The sequence below is a fragment of the Rhizobium sp. WYJ-E13 genome (genome assembly GCF_018987265.1).
Taxonomy (GTDB): Bacteria; Pseudomonadota; Alphaproteobacteria; order Rhizobiales; family Rhizobiaceae; genus Rhizobium.
Map to the genome: position 1 here is coordinate 1,328,367 of NZ_CP076854.1, position 17,257 is coordinate 1,345,623.

Here is a 17,257-nt window from a genome sequence, read left to right on the forward strand (position 1 = left end):
GGTCAGCGCTTGTGAAGGCTCTCGGTTACCCAGCGTGCAAAATCCGCGGCCGGGGGCGCAAGGCGGTCGAAGCTGCGGGTAACCAGCCAGTAGGCGCCGTTCGGAACCGTGAGGTCGAAGAGCTGGCGCAAGCGGCCAGCCCGGATTTCCTCCTCTGCAAAGGCTTCATCCAGGAGTGCAACGCCCTGGCCGCGCAGCGCCGCCTGCAGCACGAGACCGTCATCGGCATAGACAGGCCCCCTCGCCGTCTCGGGCATGGCGATGCCGGCGGCCTCGAACCACCGGCTCCAGGCGTCGCGGGTCTCCTCATGCAAAAGCCCGTAAGTAAAAATGTCATGCGGAGAGGAGATCGGTGAGCCACGCTCCAGAAGATCGGAGGCGATCACCGGCGCCACGCGGACATCGATCAGGTGCCGGCTTTCCGTCCGTGGCCATGCGGTAACGGTGGCGCTGTGCCTGATCGCGATCTGCGCCTGGCCGGTGCGAAATTCGATCGTCCGCGGATCTGCATCGAGCGATATCTCGACCTCTGGATGAAGTCTGCGGAATTCCGGCAGGCGCGGCACCAGCCAGCAGGCGGCAAAGGAAGGTTCGACGCTGATCTTCAGATCCGAGGATGCTGAAACCCCGCGGATATCCTCCAGGCATTCGTCGATCCGATCGAAGGAGCGCGTCAGGATGGCAAGCAGCTTCCGGCCACTGCCTGTCAGAACGACACTTCGGTGGCGCCGCTCGAACAGCGGTTCACCCAATAGCTGTTCCAGGTCGCGGATCTGCCGGCTGACGGCCGCCTGCGAAATGAACAGTTCCTCGGCCGCAAGCGTGAAGCTCTCGAGACGGCCCGCAACCTCGAAGCTTCGCAATGCCGTCAATGGCAGTCGACCACGCTTCATTCCATAACCTCAAGTCATCCGAAGTCGATGATAAGCTCGTTTGAAGACCGTGCGCAACGGGAGGAGAACCACGGGAAAAGGAGAAAAGCCGTGTGGAAGCAGATCGTCTCCATCCTGATGGATGCCATTCGTCGCGTCACCTTCACATCTGATGACAGAGACAACCGGTGGCACACGGACTGTTGAACGCTCACGCAGCTTATCGGGATTTTCGCGCATTCATAATCCTGCACCGGGGTCTATAAAGACCTCTTCTTACTTGAGAAGCAGGAGCATCACGATGCAGAAGCGCAAACTCGGCAACCAGGGACTTGACGTATCGGCCATCGGTCTCGGATGCATGGGCATGAGCCAGTCCTACGGGCCGGCAGATGAGACGGAATCCATCGCAACCCTTCACCGTGCCATCGAGCTTGGCTGCACGTTTCTCGATACGGCCGAGGTTTACGGCCCCTACAAGAACGAGGAACTGCTCGGCCGTGCGCTGAAGGGGCGCCGCAATGAGGTGACGCTGGCCACCAAGTTCGGTTTCCGCCTGAAGGACGGCAAACAGGTGGGCACGGAGCGCGACAGCCGGCCCGATACCATTCGCAGCGCCATCGAAGGCTCGCTCAGGCGTCTAGCCACCGACCACATCGACCTCATCTACCAGCATCGCGTCGATCCGGCTGTGCCGATGGAAGACGTCGCCGGCACGGTCGCCGAACTCGTCAAGGAGGGCAAGGTTCGTTACTTCGGCCTCTCCGAAGCCGGTGTCGCCAATATCCGCCGCGCACACGCCGTCTTTCCAGTGTCGGCCGTGCAGAGCGAATATTCGCTGTGGGAGCGCAATCTGGAAGCCGACATCATCCCTGCTTTGAAGGAGCTCGGCATCGGCCTCGTGCCCTTCAGCCCACTTGGTCGCGGCTTCCTGGCCGGGGAGGTCAAGCGCGCCGAAGATTATCCGGAAGGTGATTTCCGCCGCGGCGATCCGCGCTATCAGGGCGAGAACTACGACGCCAATATTCGCGCGGCCGATGCCGTTCGCTCGCTCGCATCCTCGCTCGGCGTCAAGCCTGGCCAGATCGCGCTCGCCTGGATCCTGCACAAGGGCAGCGACTTCGTGCCGATCCCCGGTACCAAGCGCCGCACCTACCTGGAAGACAATATCGCTGCCGCCTCCATTGCGCTCAATGCCGAGCAGATGAAGGCGCTCGATGAAGCGCTTGCCCCCGGCAAGGTCTCGGGCAAGCGTTACAACGACACAATCATGTCGACGATCGATCGCTGAGGGTGGCTCACGCGTCGATATCGGTCGACAGCGTGATCTCCTTCTGCGCTTCCAGCTCGGCGAGCCGCTCGTTCAGGGCCTTGCGGATCGATTGATAGGTCATGCTGCCAAGCGCCAGCCTTTTGGGCGCCGGTTGTTTTTCGGCCGCCGCGATCATCGCGTCGGTCATCTTCACGGGATCGCCCAGAATCTTGAACGAGCCATCGGCGATTGCCTTGCGCACCTGGCCGGCTGGTGTGTCCTCATAGATATCCATCTGCGGCGGCCTGACGAGGCCGGCGCCGAAATCCGTGCCCGCAGGCCCCGGCTCGGCAATGGTGATGTCGATGCCGAAAGGGGCGACTTCTTGTGCCACAGCTTCGATGAAACCTTCGATCCCCCATTTGGTAGCGTGATAGAGGCTGAAATTCGGATAGGCGATCTGGCCGCCTTCCGAAGCGACCTGCAGGATGCGACCACCGCCCTGCTGACGCAGATGCGGCAAGGCCGCCCGGATCACCTGGATGGAGCCGATCAGATTGGTATCGATCTGATGGCGTATCTGCGCATCGCTCGCCTCTTCTGAGGCGCCGAACAGGCCATAACCGGCATTGCTGACGACGACATCGATGCGTCCCATCTCTTCGAAAGCGGCGTTGACGACTGCATGAACGGCCCGATCATCGGTGACGTCGAGGGTCGCGACCCAGAGCCGGTCGCCATACTGCGCTTCAAGATCAGTCAGGGCTTGGCGCTTGCGCAAGGTTGCGGCGACGCGATCGCCGCGCGCCAGCAGCTTCTCGGTCATGATCCGACCGAAACCGGAGGATGTGCCTGTAATGAACCATGTCTTTGTCATCGTCTCTACCTTTCTGATGCCGCCGGATCGCGGCTTGATGACAGCAAAGATAGAGAGGTTTATTGATGTGATAATCCGTTCAAATCCGCATGATCTGTTGAAAAATACCCATGAGTTATCGGCCGACACTTGATGACCTCAATGCCTTCTCGGCAATCGTCGCCCACCGCAGCTTCCGCAAGGCGGCCGGCGAACTCGGACTGTCACCGTCGACGCTCAGCCACATGATGCGCAATATGGAAGCGCGCATGGGCGTGCGCCTGCTGCATCGCACGACACGCAGTGTTGCGGTCACGGAGGCCGGCGAAATGCTTCTCGACAGGCTGAAACCGGTCTTGCGCGATCTCGATCTGGCGCTCGATGCCGTCGGCGAATTCGGCGGCCAGCCGAGCGGTACGCTGCGCATCAACGCCAGCGAAATTGCCGCGCGCGTGCTGTTGAGTGCCACCGTTCCTCTCTTTCTCGAACGCTATCCCGGGATATCGCTCGATATCGTCACCGAAAACCGGCTGGTCGATATTGTCGGCGAAGGCTTCGATGCCGGCATCCGCCTGCGGGAATCCGTGCCGCTCGATATGATAGCGGTCGAATTCGGTGGCGAGGCACGTTTCCTCGCGGTTGCCTCACCAGCTTACTTGAAAGACCACAGGCGGCCGAAGACGCCTGAAGACCTTAAGCGCCACCGCTGCATCCGCCTGCGTATGCCGAGCGGCAAGCTCTACCGCTGGGAGTTTGAGAAACACGGCCAGGAAGTGACCATCGAGGTATCGGGCGCCCTGACCCTCGATCATGTAGAGCTGATGGCGGAAGCCGCAGTCAAAGGCCTCGGCATCGCCTATGTGCCGGAAAGGGTCGCGCGGCCCTATCTTGCCAGCGGCGAGGTTATCTCTGTTCTTGACGACTGGTGCCCGTCAATCCCCGGGCTCTGCCTCTATTATCCCGGTCACAGGCATGTGCCGCAAAGCCTCAGAGCCTTCATATCCGTGCTGACGGAAGTCGAGCGGCAAGGTGCTTAGCCCCCCGCGCGCATCACCCCTGCCCATTCTGTCTCGCCTTTTCTGCAGCGCGGAAGCGCGCCGGCGTTATGCCGCGTCTTGCCTTGAAAGCCTTGCCGAAGGCGGCTTCAGACTCATAGCCGACCCCTGCAGCGATATCTGCAACAGTCCGGCGTGTCCCGAGCAGCAGGTCGCTCGCCAGCATCATCCTGATATCGGTCAGGAACGCGCCGACCGTCATTCCGGCGCGCTCGCGAAATTGCCGGGCATAGGTAGCCCGCGACATGGCCGAATGACGGGCAAGAGCATCAATCGTCCAGGCAAAGGCCGGCGAGGACATCATTGCCACGACGGATTTGCCGAGCCTGGCATCGTCAAGCAATTGCAGCAGTCCCGAAGATGCGACGGGCGAGACCTTGCCTGCCCTCACCGCCATGACGAAAAGCGAAAGACAGGTCGCGGTGATGATCGCCAATGCTCCCGGCTTTTCTTCAGCCGTTTCCCTATAGAGCATGGCGACCAGCGTCTTCAGCAGTTCCTCCTGCTCCTCGGCGAGCGATACGTGAAAGACGTCGGGCAGGCTATCGAGCAGCAAGGCGGCCGATCCCGGCGCGCAGTCGAAATGACCACAGAGCAAGTCGACATCGGCCTCACCTTCGCCGTTTTCGCGCAAGGGCAGCATGCCACCCACGGCGATGCGCAGAGGCTGTGCTTTGCCGCGTGGTCGCAGACCGTCGATCGCATGCGCATCCCCGCGCGGCAGGAGCAGGAAATCGCCGGAGCGCAAGATGATTTCACGACCGGAGCCGAGGCGAATGAGACAATCGCCACCGAGGATCAGATGAAACGGCAACGTACCTGCAGTAACAGGTTCGTGGTCGATATGAAACGCACCCTGCAGCCGGCAGCGAATGTCGAGCGTTGGCTGCAGGCGGGCAAGTTCGATAAGGCGGCTTAAAACATCCATGAGACGATCGCGCTAGAAAATGACATTTTTGAGCATTCAAATTATCGTCTCTGAAGGTCATAGTCACGTCCAACAGCCGAGGCAATTACGCCGTCGCTGGTATGAGAAGGAATGATCTTCATGTTGGACTGGAAGGAATATCGCGGCGAACTCCTGGGTCGGATCGGCGAAATCGCCAAGATCGTGCCAGAGACGATCAGAGGCTATCAAACCCTTTCGACCGCCGGACAGAAGACCAACTATCTCGACGCCAAGCAGCGCGAGCTGATCGCCCTTGCCGTGGCCGTCACCGTCCGTTGCGATGGCTGTATTGCCGTACATACGACCGAAGCCCAGAAGGTAGGCGCCACCAAGGAGGAAATTGCCGAGGCCCTCGGTGTCGCGATCTCCGTTAATGCCGGCGCTGCTCTTGTCTATTCGGCCCGCGTGATGGACGCTGCCGATGCCGTTGCAAAGTAGAACGTCCAACGTGAACCGCTTGCCGCCTCGGCAGGGTAAATGATCCTGCCGGACCAATTCGGAGAACCGAACATGTCGCTCCCCCGCATACCCGCTGCATTCTTTGGCATTGTTCTTGGCGTTGTCGGGCTCGGCAACAGCTGGCGCGCCGCCGCTGCCATCTGGCCTGTTCCGGCCAGCGTGGGCGAAGCCATCATCCTTCTTGGCTTTGCGACCTGGCTCGTCCTCATCCTACTCTACGCCGCGAAATGGTTTATCGCGCCGAAGGAGGTGATGGCGGAACTTGAGCATCCCATCCAGTGCTGCTTCGTCGGACTGATTGGCGTCGCAACCATGCTGGCGGGACTTGCAATCCTTCCTTATTCGCGCATCGCAACGGAAGTGCTGGCTCTGGCGGGGTTCGCCATTACCTTGTTTTTCCTGCTCTGGCGAACCGGCCTGCTCTGGCGCGGTGGGCGTGAACCGGCAACCAACACGCCGGTCCTTTATCTGCCGACTGTTGCCGGCTCTTTCGTCACCGCCATTGCGGCAGGCACGCTTGGTTATGCCGACTGGGGCCAGCTCGCCTTCGGCGCCGGTTTCTTTTCCTGGCTGGCGATCGAATCCGTCTTGTTGCACCGGCTGCTGATGGCGCCGGAGCTAGCCGCACCGCTGCGCCCGACTCTGGGCATCCAGCTTGCCCCGCCAGCCGTCGGCAGCGCCGCCTATCTGAGTGTGACGACCGGCACACCCGATATGCTCGCGCATGCCATGTTCGGCTACGCCATCCTCCAGGTCTTGATCATCGGCCGCCAGCTGCCCTGGATCATGCAACAACCCTTCGCCGGCTCCTATTGGGCCTTTACCTTCGGCCTTACTGCGCTTTCGACAACAGCACTGCGCATGACGGCGCGCGGCGACACGGGCGCGATCAGCGAGCTTGCGCCCGTTATCTTCTTGCTCGTCAACATCGCGCTTGCGATCATTGCAGTCGGAACGCTCTGGCTGCTGGTGAGAGGCAAGCTTCTTCCCGCTCCCGTCCGGGCCTGAGAGCCCGAACGGCTTTAGGCGCCTGCCACCTCCTGCTGCAGATCGACCACCGCCTTGATCGGCAAATGGTCGGATGCCATGCGGGCAAGCGGAGTGTCATGCACCTCCACGGCGGAGATGATGCCTTTCCGGTTGGCAATGATGCGGTCGAGCGCCAGAACCGGCAAGCCGGCCGGAAAGCTCGGAACGGCAGGGGGCAGCGGACCGAACGCCATCTGAAAGGTACTGAGGGACGAGCGGTCGCCGAGCCGCCATTCGTTGAGATCGCCAAGCAGGATGGTCGGCATCTCATGGCGGTCGCTGATGAGATCGACCAGCGTCTTTGCCTGTTGCGCCCGCGAGTGGCGCAGCAGGCCGAAATGCGCGGCGATGATGCGCAACTTGCCGCCGGCTTCGAGCTCTATTTCCGCAACCAGCGCGCCGCGCGGCTCCAGCCCCGGCAGCTTCACCTGGTGCACATCATGCACGAGACCCTTGCGGACGAGCACGACATTGCCGTGCCAGCCATGCGCCTTCACCGCCCCTGAGATCGGAACCGGGACGAGTCCGGTTTCGCGCTCCAGCCGGGCGAGATCGAGAATGCCCGTACGCTCGCCGAAACGCGTATCGGCCTCCTGGAGCGCGATGACGTCGGCATCGATCTCATGGATGACACGGCTCGTGCGTTCCGGATCAAAACGTCGGTCAGTGCCGACGCATTTATGGACATTGTAGGAGGCGATAAGAGTGCCGTCATTGCGCGGCTTTGGTCCCGCACGCCAGGTCTCGACGCGCTTCTTCCTATTCTTGATGGAAGCGATGATACTGGCGGGCAGACTGTCTTTCTTCTTGACTTGCATCGGAAGGAACGCCGGCTCCATTGCTCGAAAGGCTCTTTGTCAGGATTATAGGCAGCGCAGCAAAACTTGCCATGCTGCAATCACGAAACGCGGTCAAAGATATGGGGAACCCAGCCACAGCACCTTTTCAAGCAGCCGCACCAGGAAGGGCCGTGACCACAGGCCCTCGAGCGTAACCGGCGTGGCGGACTTAATGGCATCGTCGATGCGCTCATCGATTTCGGCAGCAAAGCCGGCATTCAGCACTTCGAGATCAACCTCGAAATTCAGCCGAAGCGAGCGCGGATCGAGATTGGAGGAACCGACATAGGCCCAGGTTCCGTCGATAGAGAGAAGCTTGGAATGGCTGAAGCTGCCGGTCGAACGCCAGATGCGGCAATAGTTCTTGACGATCTGGTCGAACTGCGCCGTCATCGCCCGGTCGACCAGAACGAGATTGTTGGCCGCAGGCACTACGATATCAACCTCCACGCCACGCCGGGCCGCCGTCGTCAGCGCACTGATCAGCTCCCGATCCGGCAGAAAATAAGGCGACATGATCCGGATCGACTGGCGCGCGACTGAAAAGGCACCCATCAGCATCTTGTGGTTCGTTTCCACGCTCCGGTCCGGTCCGGAAGCCACGACGCGCAAGAAGACCGGGTCGCCGCGCTTGCGATCCAGTCGGTCGATGCGCCAGGCCTCGCCGTTCAGGACTTCGCCTGTCGTAAAACGCCAGTCTTCGGCCGCGACATCGAAGAGATCGGCCACTGCCGGGCCGCTGAGGCTGAAATGCGTGTCATGGGCAAAACTCTCGCCGACCGCCTCCTCGCTGAAACCTTCGCGGATATTCATGCCACCTGTCAGTGCGATCTTTCCATCCGCGATCAGGATTTTGCGGTGTGTGCGCAGGTTCGCATAGGGCAATCTCAGGCCCATGATGACATTGCCGTTGAAGACATCGACGGTCACGCCGCCGTCCTTCAGGTATCCGAGAATGCTCGGCACCGAATAACGCGCGCCGACTGCATCGATCAGCACGCGCACTTCCACGCCGCGCTTGATGGCTGCGATCAGCGCATCGGCGACGCGCAGCCCGATCCTGTCCCGGTCGAAGATATAGGTTTCCAGCAGGATACTGCGCTCGGCGCCATCGATTGCGGTCTTCATCGCCGCATAGGCCTCGTCGCCGTTTTCCAGCATGTCGATCGTATTGCCTGTTGTCAGCGGGTAGCGCGTGATGCGATCACCAAGCGTCTGCAGAGCGGCAAAACGCCGGCCGAACTGGCTGATGACGGCATCGGTCTCCGCGTCGAACTTTTCGAGCTCATCCAGATCGGCAGCAGGCAGCAACGCGTCGCGGCGAAGGCTCAGCGACTTGCGGCGGATGCGGTTGATGCCGGCAATCATGTAAAGCAACGCGCCGATAATCGGCGAGAGGATGATGACGCCCACCCAGCCTGTCGCAGCCCGCACCTCTTCCTTGGTCATGGTGGCGTGGATCGCCGCCGCTGCCCCCATGGCAATGGAGATGACGAAGAGGATATGCGGCCAGTAGGTCGACAGCAGTTGAAACATCGCCACAGGATATAACCGCGAATCGTCTGCGTTCAATCAGTCAGCGGCTCGCTCTCAACGCGAAATTTTCAGATGCTTAATCTGCCGGCTCAATATCGATGGCAAAGATGACCGAATGCGGCGGCAGCGCGCCATTCTCGGCGGGCTTTGCTTCCTTACCGTAGCGCTCATAGATCACCGTCCCGGCGACCGACGGCATGACCAGTGCCTGCCCTGACAAATTGGCGCGCAGCGCCAGCGTCAGATTGGCGAACTTCCACCAGACGGCGACCGCTCCTTCAGGCGCTTCCAACGCGCCGCTCCCGATGGCAGAGCTCTGCTTCAGCAGCGGTACGATATAGGTCTTGCGCAACTGCAGGAGCGATGCGACGAAAGCCAGGCTTTTCCGGCCCTCCTCGTTCTCCCGCCATTGCCAGTCGAGTTTCGAATTCTCGAAGGTCGAAAGGGTATTGGGATCGGGCAGATCGGCCACGGTCCTGCCGGCCTTCAATCCGCCGAACCCCTCAGCTTCCGCCATGCGACCCTCGCGAACTATCTTGGCGAGCTCGCCCGTGTAATCGGTGAAGAAATAGAAGGGCTGCCTCTCCCCATACTCCTCTCCCATGAAGAGGAAGGGGATATGCGGCGAGAGCAGGAGTATCGCCGTCAACGCATCCAGCATATCAGGATCGGCAAGGCTTATCAGCCGCTCGCCGAAGGCGCGGTTGCCGATCTGGTCGTGGTTCTGCAGGAAATCGACAAAGGCGGTCGGCGGCAGGTAACGACGCTCGCCGACAGGCAATTCCGGCGGATCGGTTCGGTCAGGATAGATGAAGCCGTGCTGAAGCGCCAGGCGAAGCTTGTGCCAGAGCTGATCGGCGAAAGGCTTGTAATGGCCGATGGTTTCGGCGGTCGCAATGATGTGCGCGACATGATGGAAATCATCGTTCCATTCGGCTTCATAGGCATTTGGAACGCCATTCTCGTCACGGACAAGCAGCTCCACGAGATTACGCTGGTCTTCGACGACGAGATGGACCTGTCTATCGACAAAGGCAGTTTTCACTTCGTCGGCTATCGCCGAAAGCACATGCTTTTCTGAAGTATCGTAGATTTGCTCCACGGCATCAAGCCGGAGCCCATCCAGCCGGAACTCGTCGATCCAATAGAGCGCGTTCTCGATGAAAAAGCGCCGCACCGGTTCGCGCTCGAAATCAATCGCCGCCCCCCAGGGCGTCTCCCGGTCTTTGCGAAAGAAGCCGGGCGCATAGCCGTGGAGATAATTGCCTTCAGGTCCGAAATGATTGTAGACGACGTCGAGCAGCACCATGATGCCGAGGCCATGCGCCGTATCGATGAAGGCCTTGAAATCGTCCGGCGTGCCATAAGCGGAATGCGGCGCATAGTGTAGAACGCCGTCGTAACCCCAGCCGCGGTTACCGGCAAATTGCGCAACCGGCATCACTTCGATAGCCGTGATGCCGATTTCCGCAAGATGTTTCAGCTTCTCCGCCGCAGCCCGAAACGTACCGTCAGGCGTAAAGGTACCGATATGGATTTCGCTGATGACCGCCTCTTCCCAAGGACGGCCGCGCCAGCGTGAGTTCTGCCATTGATAACTGCGATCGACGATCAGCGACGGACCATGCACATCCCCGGCCTGCCGTCGCGACGCCGGATCCGGCACGGTTTTTCCATCTGGGAGGACGAACATGTACTCATCGCCTGCGGACGCTTCGGCCCCTGTCAGCTCGAACCAGCCGCCGCCGATGTTCTCCATGCGAGCATCGTGGCCGCGATGCCGCAGCGAGATCGCATCCGCGCCAGGCGCCCAGAGACGAAAACGCGCCCTTCCGCCCGCAAGCAGCTCTGCACCCCACCGCCCTGTGCGTTCCGTGACCGTGCCAGTCTTTGAAATCTGGTTCATCCCTCACTCCGTGTGGCTTCCAATCACGATCAAATTCTTGAAGCTGCGGGTTGTTCCGAACGGGCAGGAACAATCCGCGACGCGATCGGTTGAAGGTGAGAACCAAGAGATTGCCGTCATGAACGTTGCACAGAAATTTGGCCCTGCCTTCACGCTTGAAAGCGCTGACGCTGCCAGCCTCGATCAACTCAGACATCAGGCGGAAGGCTGCACGCGCTGTGAGCTCTACAAGGACGCCACCCAGCTCGTCTTTGGCGAGGGATCTCAAGAGGCCGATATCATGCTTGTCGGAGAACAGCCGGGCGACAAGGAAGATATTGCAGGACGCCCCTTTGTCGGCCCTGCCGGTCGCCTGCTCGACATCTGTCTGGAAGAGGCCGGGCTCGACCGCTCGCGATGCTATGTCACCAATGCGGTCAAGCACTTCAAGTTCCAGCCCCGCGGGAAGCGCCGCCTGCATTCGAAACCCAATGCCGGGGAGATCCGGCGCTGCGCCTGGTGGCTCGGTGCCGAAATCGAGATCATAGATCCCAAACTCGTCGTTGCGCTTGGCGCGACGGCACTTTATTCCCTCCTCGGCGCGAAGGTGAAACTGACACCCGAGCGCGGTCACGTCCTCACGCCAAAGGATCACCCGCCGGTTCTCGTGACCATCCACCCTTCCTTCCTCCTGCGGATTCGCGAGGAAGAGGATGCCGCGCGCCAGCGTGCGAATTTCATCGAGGACCTACACCGCGCTGTCCAATTTCAGGGCAACTGGAACGAGTTATTGCCTATAAATGTTGCAACGCAAAAATATTCCCGGTTTACTTGGCAAATCCACTTGAAACCGGCCCCATAGTCTGGAACCTTTTCAACAGTATCGCGTTCGAACGACGGCATGTTGTGACTGGAGATCAGCGATGGCAGAAGCTCGGGAAGAGTGGATAAAAAAACGTGCATATGCCCTTTGGGAAGAAGAAGGGCACCCGACGGGGCGAGACTCCATCCATTGGGAACAGGCAAGGGCCGAGCATGATGCGCTCAAGGGGGCCTCGAAGTCTGGAAACGGGAAGGAAGTAAAGCCTCGAGCGAAACGGGCGACCGCCGCCAAGGCTGATGCGCCGAAGGTAGCAGAGCCCACCAACGGTGGTGGCGAAGCCAAGACGAAGGCCAAACGGCCAGCGACAAGCACCAAAGCCAGCGACATCGTCAAACCGGCGCCGAAACGCGCGGTTGCTCGTAAGTCGGCTCCCTGACGAGAAATATTCAGATTTTAATGAAAAAGGGCGCTTAATCCGCGTCCCTTAAGGTTTTGTGTCACAAGTTTGAATTAGTTGCGCGCTATGAATTTCGTGAAGCGCCAGCTTCTGTGCGGGGGTGACCACAAATCGAATGAAACGTCCGTCTGGACAGACTTGTAAAAAGCCGCGTCCGCCCCTCGAGACGGGGAACAAGAACGTCTTCCGTCTGTTAATGGGCAAACAGGGGAAGTCGCTGTGAACGGTCGTTTTGCTCATGCCATCAGCATCCCAGTTCCCGCGCCCCCCGGCCGGGATTTCGCGGCGTCGGTGTAAGGGATGGAGATGTCGCTTCTTGTAATCGCCGCTTTGCTCTACATCGGTTTCGCGCTGGGGCTTATTCTTTTCGTCGATAATATAGTCGGCGTATTTTTTCGTGATCCGCGCAAACCGATCCAGCTTCGTTCCTTTGCTCCGAAGCTGGACCAGGAATAACGAATATAAACAGCCTCATTGCGAGTAATCGGACACTTTGCCCGGTTAACGATATTTGCAGCACGCCCTTTCCCTTATGTCCGATGCCTCTATTTTGTGGACTGGACCGGCAGACCCGGCGCGGATGATGCCGCATAAGGAATGAAAGCGATTTTTAATGGGACGGGTTGGAGGCCGCTGGCCGGAAGGCAACAGCGAAATCGGAAATTTGCTGCGCCGGAAAGGTTTGAACGCAGCCGGCATCGGGTCAGTTGAAGCATGGCCGAGTTCACTCCGACATATCGCGGAAATGGTCGTCAATTCACGCCAGCCGAAATTCGTCGCCTGGGGTCCCGAACTCGCTTTCATCTATAACGACGCCTATGTGGCGATCTTCCCAGAACGGCACCCTGATGCCCTTGGAAAACCTTTCCAGCAGGTCTGGTCTGATATCTGGCCGCAGTTCGAACCAATCGTGCAGGCAACACTTGACGGCCAGTCGCAGCTCTACAAGGAACTTCTCGTTCCGATGCAACGCGAGGGCCGGACGGAAGATACCTGGTTCACCTTCTCCTACACCCCGTTGCGGGACGACGACGGCAAGGTCGCCGGCATTCTCTGCGCCACCATGGAAGTGACGGATCAGGTGCTCGCCAAGCGGCGCGAACGCGCTGCGCTGGACGAGTCACGGGAGAAATCCGCCACACTGGCCGTCGTCAACCGCGCCGGCGCGGCGATCACCGCAGAACTCAATGTCGACCGCCTGACGCAGATCGCCGTCGATGCCGGCGTGGCGCTGGCTGGCGCCGAATTCGGCGCCTTCTTCTACAATGTCGACGATGGCGAAGGCGGCAGTTACATGCTCTATGCGCTGTCGGGTGTCGATCGCAAACATTTCGACCGGTTCCCGATGCCGCGCAACACCAAAGTCTTTGCGCCGACCTTCAATGGCGAGGGCGTAGTACGCTCCGACAATATCCTGCTCGATCCGCGTTACGGACAGAATATACCGCATTCCGGCATGCCGGAAGGCCACCTTCCGGTGCGCAGCTATCTCGCCGTGCCGGTCAAGTCACGCGACGGCAGTGTGATTGGCGGGCTGTTCTTCGGCCATAGCGAGCCCGCCCGCTTTTCGGAAGCGGTGGAAGCAAGCCTCGTCAGCCTTGCGGGCCAGTCTGCCGTCGCGATCGATAACGCCCGGCTCATTCGCGCCGCCGAGGTCGAAATCGCTCAGCGGCGCGAGGCAGAGGATAAGCTCCGCAAGCTGAACGAAACGCTTGAGGTACGTGTCGCCGCCGAAATCCTCGAACGCCAGCAGGCCGAAGCAGCCTTGCAGCAGGCGCAAAAGATGGAATCGATCGGCAAATTGACCGGCGGGGTGGCGCACGACTTCAACAATCTGCTGCAGGTCATATCCGGCAACCTGCAGCTTCTCGGCAAGGACGTGACGAATAACGGCCGGGCCAAGGAACGCATCTCCAATGCGCTCTCCGCCGTCGAGCGTGGATCGCGTCTCGCCAGTCAGCTTCTCGCCTTCGGGCGCCGCCAACCGCTGGAGCCGAAGGTGATCAATATCGGCCGCCTCGTCTCGGCGATGGACGACATGCTGCGCCGCGCGCTCGGCGAGGAGATCGACGTGGAGACCATGGTCTCCGGCGGTCTCTGGAACACCTTCGCCGATCCGATCCAGATCGAGAATGCGCTGCTCAACCTTGCCATCAATTCACGCGATGCGATGGATGGCGCCGGCAAGCTCACGATCGAAGTTGGCAATGCCTTTCTCGACGATTCCTACAGCCGCACTCATCCGGAGGTCGCAGCCGGCCAATATGTGGTGCTCGCCGTTACCGACACCGGGTCAGGCATGGCACCCGAGATCATCGAGCAGGCTTTCGAACCGTTCTTCTCCACCAAACCGGAGGGCAAGGGCACCGGGCTCGGCCTTTCCATGGTCTACGGTTTCGTCAAGCAGTCTGGTGGCCATGTGAAGATCTACAGCGAGACCGGCGAAGGAACGACGGTGAAGCTTTATCTCCCCCGCTCACTCCGGAGCGAGGATCGAATCGCAACTGGCGACAATATTCCCACAACCGGCGGCACCGAGACGATTCTAGTCGCCGAGGATGATGAAGGTGTGCGCTCGACGGTCGTCGAGATGCTGACCGATCTCGGCTATTACGTGCTGAAGGCCAAGGACGCTCAGAGCGCGTTGACCGTGATCGAGAGTGGCGCGCATATCGACCTGCTCTTTACAGACGTCGTCATGCCCGGTCCGCTGAAGAGCCCGGAGCTCGCCCGCATGGCCCGCGAGCGCCTGCCCAATGTCGCCGTACTTTATACGTCAGGCTATACCGAAAATTCGATCGTTCATGGCGGCCGGCTCGATCCTGGCCTGGAGCTCCTCTCCAAGCCCTATACGCGGGAGGCCTTGGCGCGGAAAGTCCGCCACGTCCTCGTCAATCAGGCGCAACGCCGCCAGACCAATCCGGTGCCGCTGCCGGGCAGCCCACAGCCGCGTGATATCGTCCAGGCCAGGCTGAAGCTTTTGCTGGTCGAGGATGATGCCTTCATCCGCATGGATACTGCAGAAATCCTACAGGATCTCGGCTATGACGTGATCGCAGCCGACAGCGGCGAACAGGGCGTCGAACTCCTGCGCACGACGGATATAGACATCATCGTTGCCGATGTCGGCCTGCCGGGCATGTCCGGCCCAGCCTTCGCAGCCCTCGCACGCGAGGCATTCCCTTCTGTCGGCCTTGTCTTTGCGACCGGTAACAGCAACCCGCCGGATGCAAACCGTTTTTCCGGCTCCGTTCTCCTACCGAAACCGTTCACCAGCGTAGCGCTCGATCACGCGGTGAAAACCGCCGCGCAACAGCGCCCTATCGCCTAAACCCGAGCCACCTGGGAACCATCAAGTTCGGGATATTTTCGAAATAGATGCTCGCGACTTAGGCAGCTGTCATCACGCGCCGAAAGTTCGATCGACAGATTGTCACCAACATGAAGTCGCTCGCCATCATGATAGATCGGAATGCGCGTGCCGCTCTGACTGATCAGCACGGCGTCCTTTTCAAAGCCCCTCCTCAACAGCCAGTCGCGTGGCGCCAGCAACCGGATGCTGATCTCAAACGAATGGTCCATCCCCTCTTTGACACTAAGGCTGTAGCCGACAGGCGAAAGCTGCCCGTTTACATCGATCTTGCCCTGAGCATCTGCTTTCAGAAGGTACTTTTCCATCTCTCTGCTCCTTTTCGGGGTCCGCAGGGGTGGTATCGAAACCGGGCAATTGCCGCTTTTGTTCCGAATTTCTGTTTTTCGCCGTCAAGCCGAAAATCCAGGAACTTTTAGAAAAGCCGGCGGTTGAACCTCAATCGAAACAAAGGAGGCAGCCATGCCAAGAGGCGACAAATCCGCATATTCCAACAAACAGAAGAGAAAAGCCGAACACATTGAGGAAGGCTATGAGGATCGCGGCGTTTCCCATCAGGAGGCCGAACGTCGGGCCTGGGCAACGGTCAACAAGGAGAGCGGCGGCGGCAATAAATCGGGATCGGGACGCGGCAAGAAGGATAGCCATGAATCCTCGGAGAAGGGTGGCCGGGTCGGCGGGCGCGCCTCTGCATCCCGGTCGAAGGAAGAGCGCTCGGCATCGGCCAAGAAGGCGGCTGCAACCCGCAAGCGCAACGAACATCACGCCCATCACTGACGGTTTGTCACCAATCTTTGCAGGCGTTAGGCCTGCAACGTTCTGGAAAGGAACTTGCAATGGCGAAGAAGAAGAAAAAGTGGTCGCAGGATGTGACCGAAAACAGCGACGCCATGGACATTGAGGGAGGCGTCTTCAAATCCCACAATCCGAAGAAGATCGCCAGTTCCCTCAAGCATTCGGCCGAGGGCAGCGATCGCCGCAAATCGAGCCCCTTTCGCTCGGCCATGTCGATGCTGAATTTCTACATCAACCGCGCCGGAGACCAGTTGACGAAGAAGCAAAAGGGCACACTTGAAAAGGCGAAGGACGAGCTTCGTAAGGATTTCGGCCGAGAAACCAGGCACTGAATCACGAGGGTAAATGACTTACGAGCTTTATTATTGGGACGGCATCCAGGGCCGTGGAGAATTCGTGCGGCTGGCGCTTGAGGAAGCCGGTGCCGACTATATTGACATCACCCGCCAGTCCGACCGCGGACGCGGCACCGGCGCAATGTTAGCCATCATGCAGAGCAGCAGCGAAGCGCATATTCCCTTCGCCCCACCCTTCCTGAAGGATGGCGATCTCATTATTCCGCATGTCGCCAACATTCTTCTCTACCTCGGCCCTAAACTCCGACTGGCGCCTGATGACGAAGGGATGCGCTATGTCGTAAACGGGTTGCAGCTCACCATTACCGATTTCGTGGCCGAGGTGCATGACACGCATCACCCGATCGCCACCTCGCTCTATTACGAGGATCAGAAGGAAGAAGCGAAGGCCCGTTCGGCCAGTTTCATCAAAGAACGTATCCCGAAATTTCTCGGTTATTTCGAACGTGTGCGGCAACAGAATCCAAAGAGCAGCCAATATATTGTCGGCGACGCGCTGACTTATGTAGATCTGTCGCTTTTCCAGATTATCGAAGGTCTCGTCTATGCCTTCCCAAAAGCGATGAGCCGCTATCGCAGCAAATACCCGCTGCTTGCCGCCCTCCATGACAGCGTCGAGGAGCGCCCCAACATAGCCCGCTACCTGAAATCCGACCGGCGCCTGCCTTTCAACACGCAGGGAATTTTTCGCCATTATCCGGAACTCGACATGGATGTGTCCTGA

General features: G+C 59.7%; 18 protein-coding genes. 11 read left to right on the top strand and 7 right to left on the bottom strand.

The genetic code is table 11. The annotated features are described in order from the left end of the window. Nucleotides 1–2: 2 nt before the first annotated feature. Nucleotides 3–893 carry a LysR substrate-binding domain-containing protein gene (locus KQ933_RS27610; protein WP_216759182.1) on the bottom strand — a complete coding sequence of 297 codons (891 nt, stop codon included), beginning with the start codon at nt 891–893 and terminating at the stop codon, nt 3–5. A gap of 274 nt (nt 894–1,167) precedes the next feature. On the opposite strand from KQ933_RS27610, the gene KQ933_RS27615 reads away from it, so the two are divergent. Beyond that, entirely contained in the window at nt 1,168–2,163 is a 996-nt protein-coding gene (locus KQ933_RS27615; protein ID WP_216760837.1) for an aldo/keto reductase, read from the top strand. Nucleotides 2,164–2,170: 7 nt separating this feature from the next. On the opposite strand, the gene KQ933_RS27620 is transcribed toward KQ933_RS27615, so the two are convergent. Beyond that, a complete protein-coding gene (locus KQ933_RS27620) occupies nt 2,171–3,001 on the bottom strand; it encodes an SDR family oxidoreductase (protein WP_216759183.1) in 831 nt (276 codons plus the stop codon). A gap of 110 nt (nt 3,002–3,111) precedes the next feature. On the opposite strand from KQ933_RS27620, the gene KQ933_RS27625 reads away from it, so the two are divergent. Further along, on the top strand, nt 3,112–4,017 hold the full coding sequence (locus KQ933_RS27625; protein ID WP_216759184.1) for a LysR family transcriptional regulator: 906 nt from the start codon (nt 3,112–3,114) through the stop codon (nt 4,015–4,017). 13 nt (nt 4,018–4,030) lie between these two features. Here KQ933_RS27625 and KQ933_RS27630 read toward each other — a convergent pair whose 3' ends face one another. Further along, nucleotides 4,031–4,963 carry an AraC family transcriptional regulator gene (locus KQ933_RS27630; protein ID WP_216759185.1) on the bottom strand — a complete coding sequence of 311 codons (933 nt, stop codon included), beginning with the start codon at nt 4,961–4,963 and terminating at the stop codon, nt 4,031–4,033. 120 nt (nt 4,964–5,083) lie between these two features. Between KQ933_RS27630 and KQ933_RS27635 the strand changes: the two genes are divergently transcribed. Further along, on the top strand, nt 5,084–5,422 hold the full coding sequence (locus KQ933_RS27635) for a carboxymuconolactone decarboxylase family protein (RefSeq protein ID WP_216760839.1): 339 nt from the start codon (nt 5,084–5,086) through the stop codon (nt 5,420–5,422). Nucleotides 5,423–5,494: 72 nt separating this feature from the next. After that, nucleotides 5,495–6,451 (top strand): dicarboxylate transporter/tellurite-resistance protein TehA, encoded by a 957-nt coding sequence (gene tehA / locus KQ933_RS27640; protein WP_216759186.1) that lies wholly within the window; start codon nt 5,495–5,497, stop codon nt 6,449–6,451. A gap of 14 nt (nt 6,452–6,465) precedes the next feature. Here the strand turns inward: tehA and KQ933_RS27645 are convergent, their stop codons facing one another. The 3 genes from KQ933_RS27645 to treZ all read right to left on the bottom strand — a co-directional run bounded on the left by KQ933_RS27645 (nt 6,466) and on the right by treZ (nt 10,753). Then, a complete protein-coding gene (locus tag KQ933_RS27645) occupies nt 6,466–7,290 on the bottom strand; it encodes an endonuclease/exonuclease/phosphatase family protein (RefSeq protein ID WP_253958353.1) in 825 nt (274 codons plus the stop codon). 93 nt (nt 7,291–7,383) lie between these two features. Further along, nucleotides 7,384–8,847 (bottom strand): phosphatidylserine/phosphatidylglycerophosphate/cardiolipin synthase family protein, encoded by a 1,464-nt coding sequence (locus KQ933_RS27650; protein ID WP_216760841.1) that lies wholly within the window; start codon nt 8,845–8,847, stop codon nt 7,384–7,386. A 76-nt stretch (nt 8,848–8,923) separates the two neighbouring features. Then, on the bottom strand, nt 8,924–10,753 hold the full coding sequence (gene treZ, locus KQ933_RS27655) for a malto-oligosyltrehalose trehalohydrolase (protein WP_216759188.1): 1,830 nt from the start codon (nt 10,751–10,753) through the stop codon (nt 8,924–8,926). Nucleotides 10,754–10,871: 118 nt separating this feature from the next. Between treZ and KQ933_RS27660 the strand changes: the two genes are divergently transcribed. The 4 genes from KQ933_RS27660 (at nt 10,872) to KQ933_RS27675 (ending at nt 15,343) form a co-directional block, all read left to right on the top strand. Then, nucleotides 10,872–11,594 carry a UdgX family uracil-DNA binding protein gene (locus KQ933_RS27660; RefSeq protein ID WP_216759189.1) on the top strand — a complete coding sequence of 241 codons (723 nt, stop codon included), beginning with the start codon at nt 10,872–10,874 and terminating at the stop codon, nt 11,592–11,594. Nucleotides 11,595–11,655: 61 nt separating this feature from the next. Beyond that, the gene (locus KQ933_RS27665) at nt 11,656–11,991 is read left to right on the top strand and encodes a DUF2934 domain-containing protein (protein ID WP_216759190.1); all 336 of its coding nucleotides are present in this window, start codon (nt 11,656–11,658) and stop codon (nt 11,989–11,991) included. Between the two features lie 327 nt (nt 11,992–12,318). Beyond that, on the top strand, nt 12,319–12,468 hold the full coding sequence (locus tag KQ933_RS27670; protein ID WP_216759191.1) for a hypothetical protein: 150 nt from the start codon (nt 12,319–12,321) through the stop codon (nt 12,466–12,468). Nucleotides 12,469–12,625: 157 nt separating this feature from the next. Continuing rightward, nucleotides 12,626–15,343, top strand: a complete 2,718-nt coding sequence (locus KQ933_RS27675) for a response regulator (RefSeq protein ID WP_216759192.1) — start codon at nt 12,626–12,628, stop codon at nt 15,341–15,343. On the opposite strand, the gene KQ933_RS27680 is transcribed toward KQ933_RS27675, so the two are convergent. After that, nucleotides 15,340–15,690, bottom strand: a complete 351-nt coding sequence (locus KQ933_RS27680) for a hypothetical protein (protein ID WP_216759193.1) — start codon at nt 15,688–15,690, stop codon at nt 15,340–15,342. The two genes, KQ933_RS27675 and KQ933_RS27680, sit on opposite strands and share 4 nt — an antisense overlap. A gap of 154 nt (nt 15,691–15,844) precedes the next feature. On the opposite strand from KQ933_RS27680, the gene KQ933_RS27685 reads away from it, so the two are divergent. The 3 genes from KQ933_RS27685 to KQ933_RS27695 are packed head-to-tail and all read left to right on the top strand — an operon-like array spanning nt 15,845 to nt 17,257. After that, nucleotides 15,845–16,159, top strand: coding sequence for a plasmid stabilization protein (locus tag KQ933_RS27685; protein ID WP_216759194.1), 315 nt, complete (start codon nt 15,845–15,847; stop codon nt 16,157–16,159). A 59-nt stretch (nt 16,160–16,218) separates the two neighbouring features. Then, nucleotides 16,219–16,509 (top strand): DUF3175 domain-containing protein, encoded by a 291-nt coding sequence (locus tag KQ933_RS27690; protein WP_216759195.1) that lies wholly within the window; start codon nt 16,219–16,221, stop codon nt 16,507–16,509. A 13-nt stretch (nt 16,510–16,522) separates the two neighbouring features. After that, on the top strand, nt 16,523–17,257 hold the full coding sequence (locus KQ933_RS27695) for a glutathione S-transferase (protein ID WP_216759196.1): 735 nt from the start codon (nt 16,523–16,525) through the stop codon (nt 17,255–17,257).

Excerpts from the sequence above, each read along its gene's own strand:
- KQ933_RS27610 (WP_216759182.1), bottom strand. The coding sequence starts at position 893 with ATGAAGCGTGGTCGACTGCCATTGACGGCATTGCGAAGCTTCGAGGTT.
- KQ933_RS27620 (WP_216759183.1), bottom strand. The coding sequence starts at position 3,001 with ATGACAAAGACATGGTTCATTACAGGCACATCCTCCGGTTTCGGTCGG.
- KQ933_RS27625 (WP_216759184.1), top strand. The coding sequence starts at position 3,112 with ATGAGTTATCGGCCGACACTTGATGACCTCAATGCCTTCTCGGCAATC.
- KQ933_RS27630 (WP_216759185.1), bottom strand. The coding sequence starts at position 4,963 with ATGGATGTTTTAAGCCGCCTTATCGAACTTGCCCGCCTGCAGCCAACG.
- KQ933_RS27635 (WP_216760839.1), top strand. The coding sequence starts at position 5,084 with ATGTTGGACTGGAAGGAATATCGCGGCGAACTCCTGGGTCGGATCGGC.
- tehA (WP_216759186.1), top strand. The coding sequence starts at position 5,495 with ATGTCGCTCCCCCGCATACCCGCTGCATTCTTTGGCATTGTTCTTGGC.
- KQ933_RS27645 (WP_253958353.1), bottom strand. The coding sequence starts at position 7,290 with ATGCAAGTCAAGAAGAAAGACAGTCTGCCCGCCAGTATCATCGCTTCC.
- KQ933_RS27650 (WP_216760841.1), bottom strand. The coding sequence starts at position 8,847 with ATGTTTCAACTGCTGTCGACCTACTGGCCGCATATCCTCTTCGTCATC.
- treZ (WP_216759188.1), bottom strand. The coding sequence starts at position 10,753 with ATGAACCAGATTTCAAAGACTGGCACGGTCACGGAACGCACAGGGCGG.
- KQ933_RS27660 (WP_216759189.1), top strand. The coding sequence starts at position 10,872 with ATGAACGTTGCACAGAAATTTGGCCCTGCCTTCACGCTTGAAAGCGCT.
- KQ933_RS27665 (WP_216759190.1), top strand. The coding sequence starts at position 11,656 with ATGGCAGAAGCTCGGGAAGAGTGGATAAAAAAACGTGCATATGCCCTT.
- KQ933_RS27670 (WP_216759191.1), top strand. The coding sequence starts at position 12,319 with ATGTCGCTTCTTGTAATCGCCGCTTTGCTCTACATCGGTTTCGCGCTG.
- KQ933_RS27675 (WP_216759192.1), top strand. The coding sequence starts at position 12,626 with ATGGGACGGGTTGGAGGCCGCTGGCCGGAAGGCAACAGCGAAATCGGA.
- KQ933_RS27680 (WP_216759193.1), bottom strand. The coding sequence starts at position 15,690 with ATGGAAAAGTACCTTCTGAAAGCAGATGCTCAGGGCAAGATCGATGTA.
- KQ933_RS27685 (WP_216759194.1), top strand. The coding sequence starts at position 15,845 with ATGCCAAGAGGCGACAAATCCGCATATTCCAACAAACAGAAGAGAAAA.
- KQ933_RS27690 (WP_216759195.1), top strand. The coding sequence starts at position 16,219 with ATGGCGAAGAAGAAGAAAAAGTGGTCGCAGGATGTGACCGAAAACAGC.
- KQ933_RS27695 (WP_216759196.1), top strand. The coding sequence starts at position 16,523 with ATGACTTACGAGCTTTATTATTGGGACGGCATCCAGGGCCGTGGAGAA.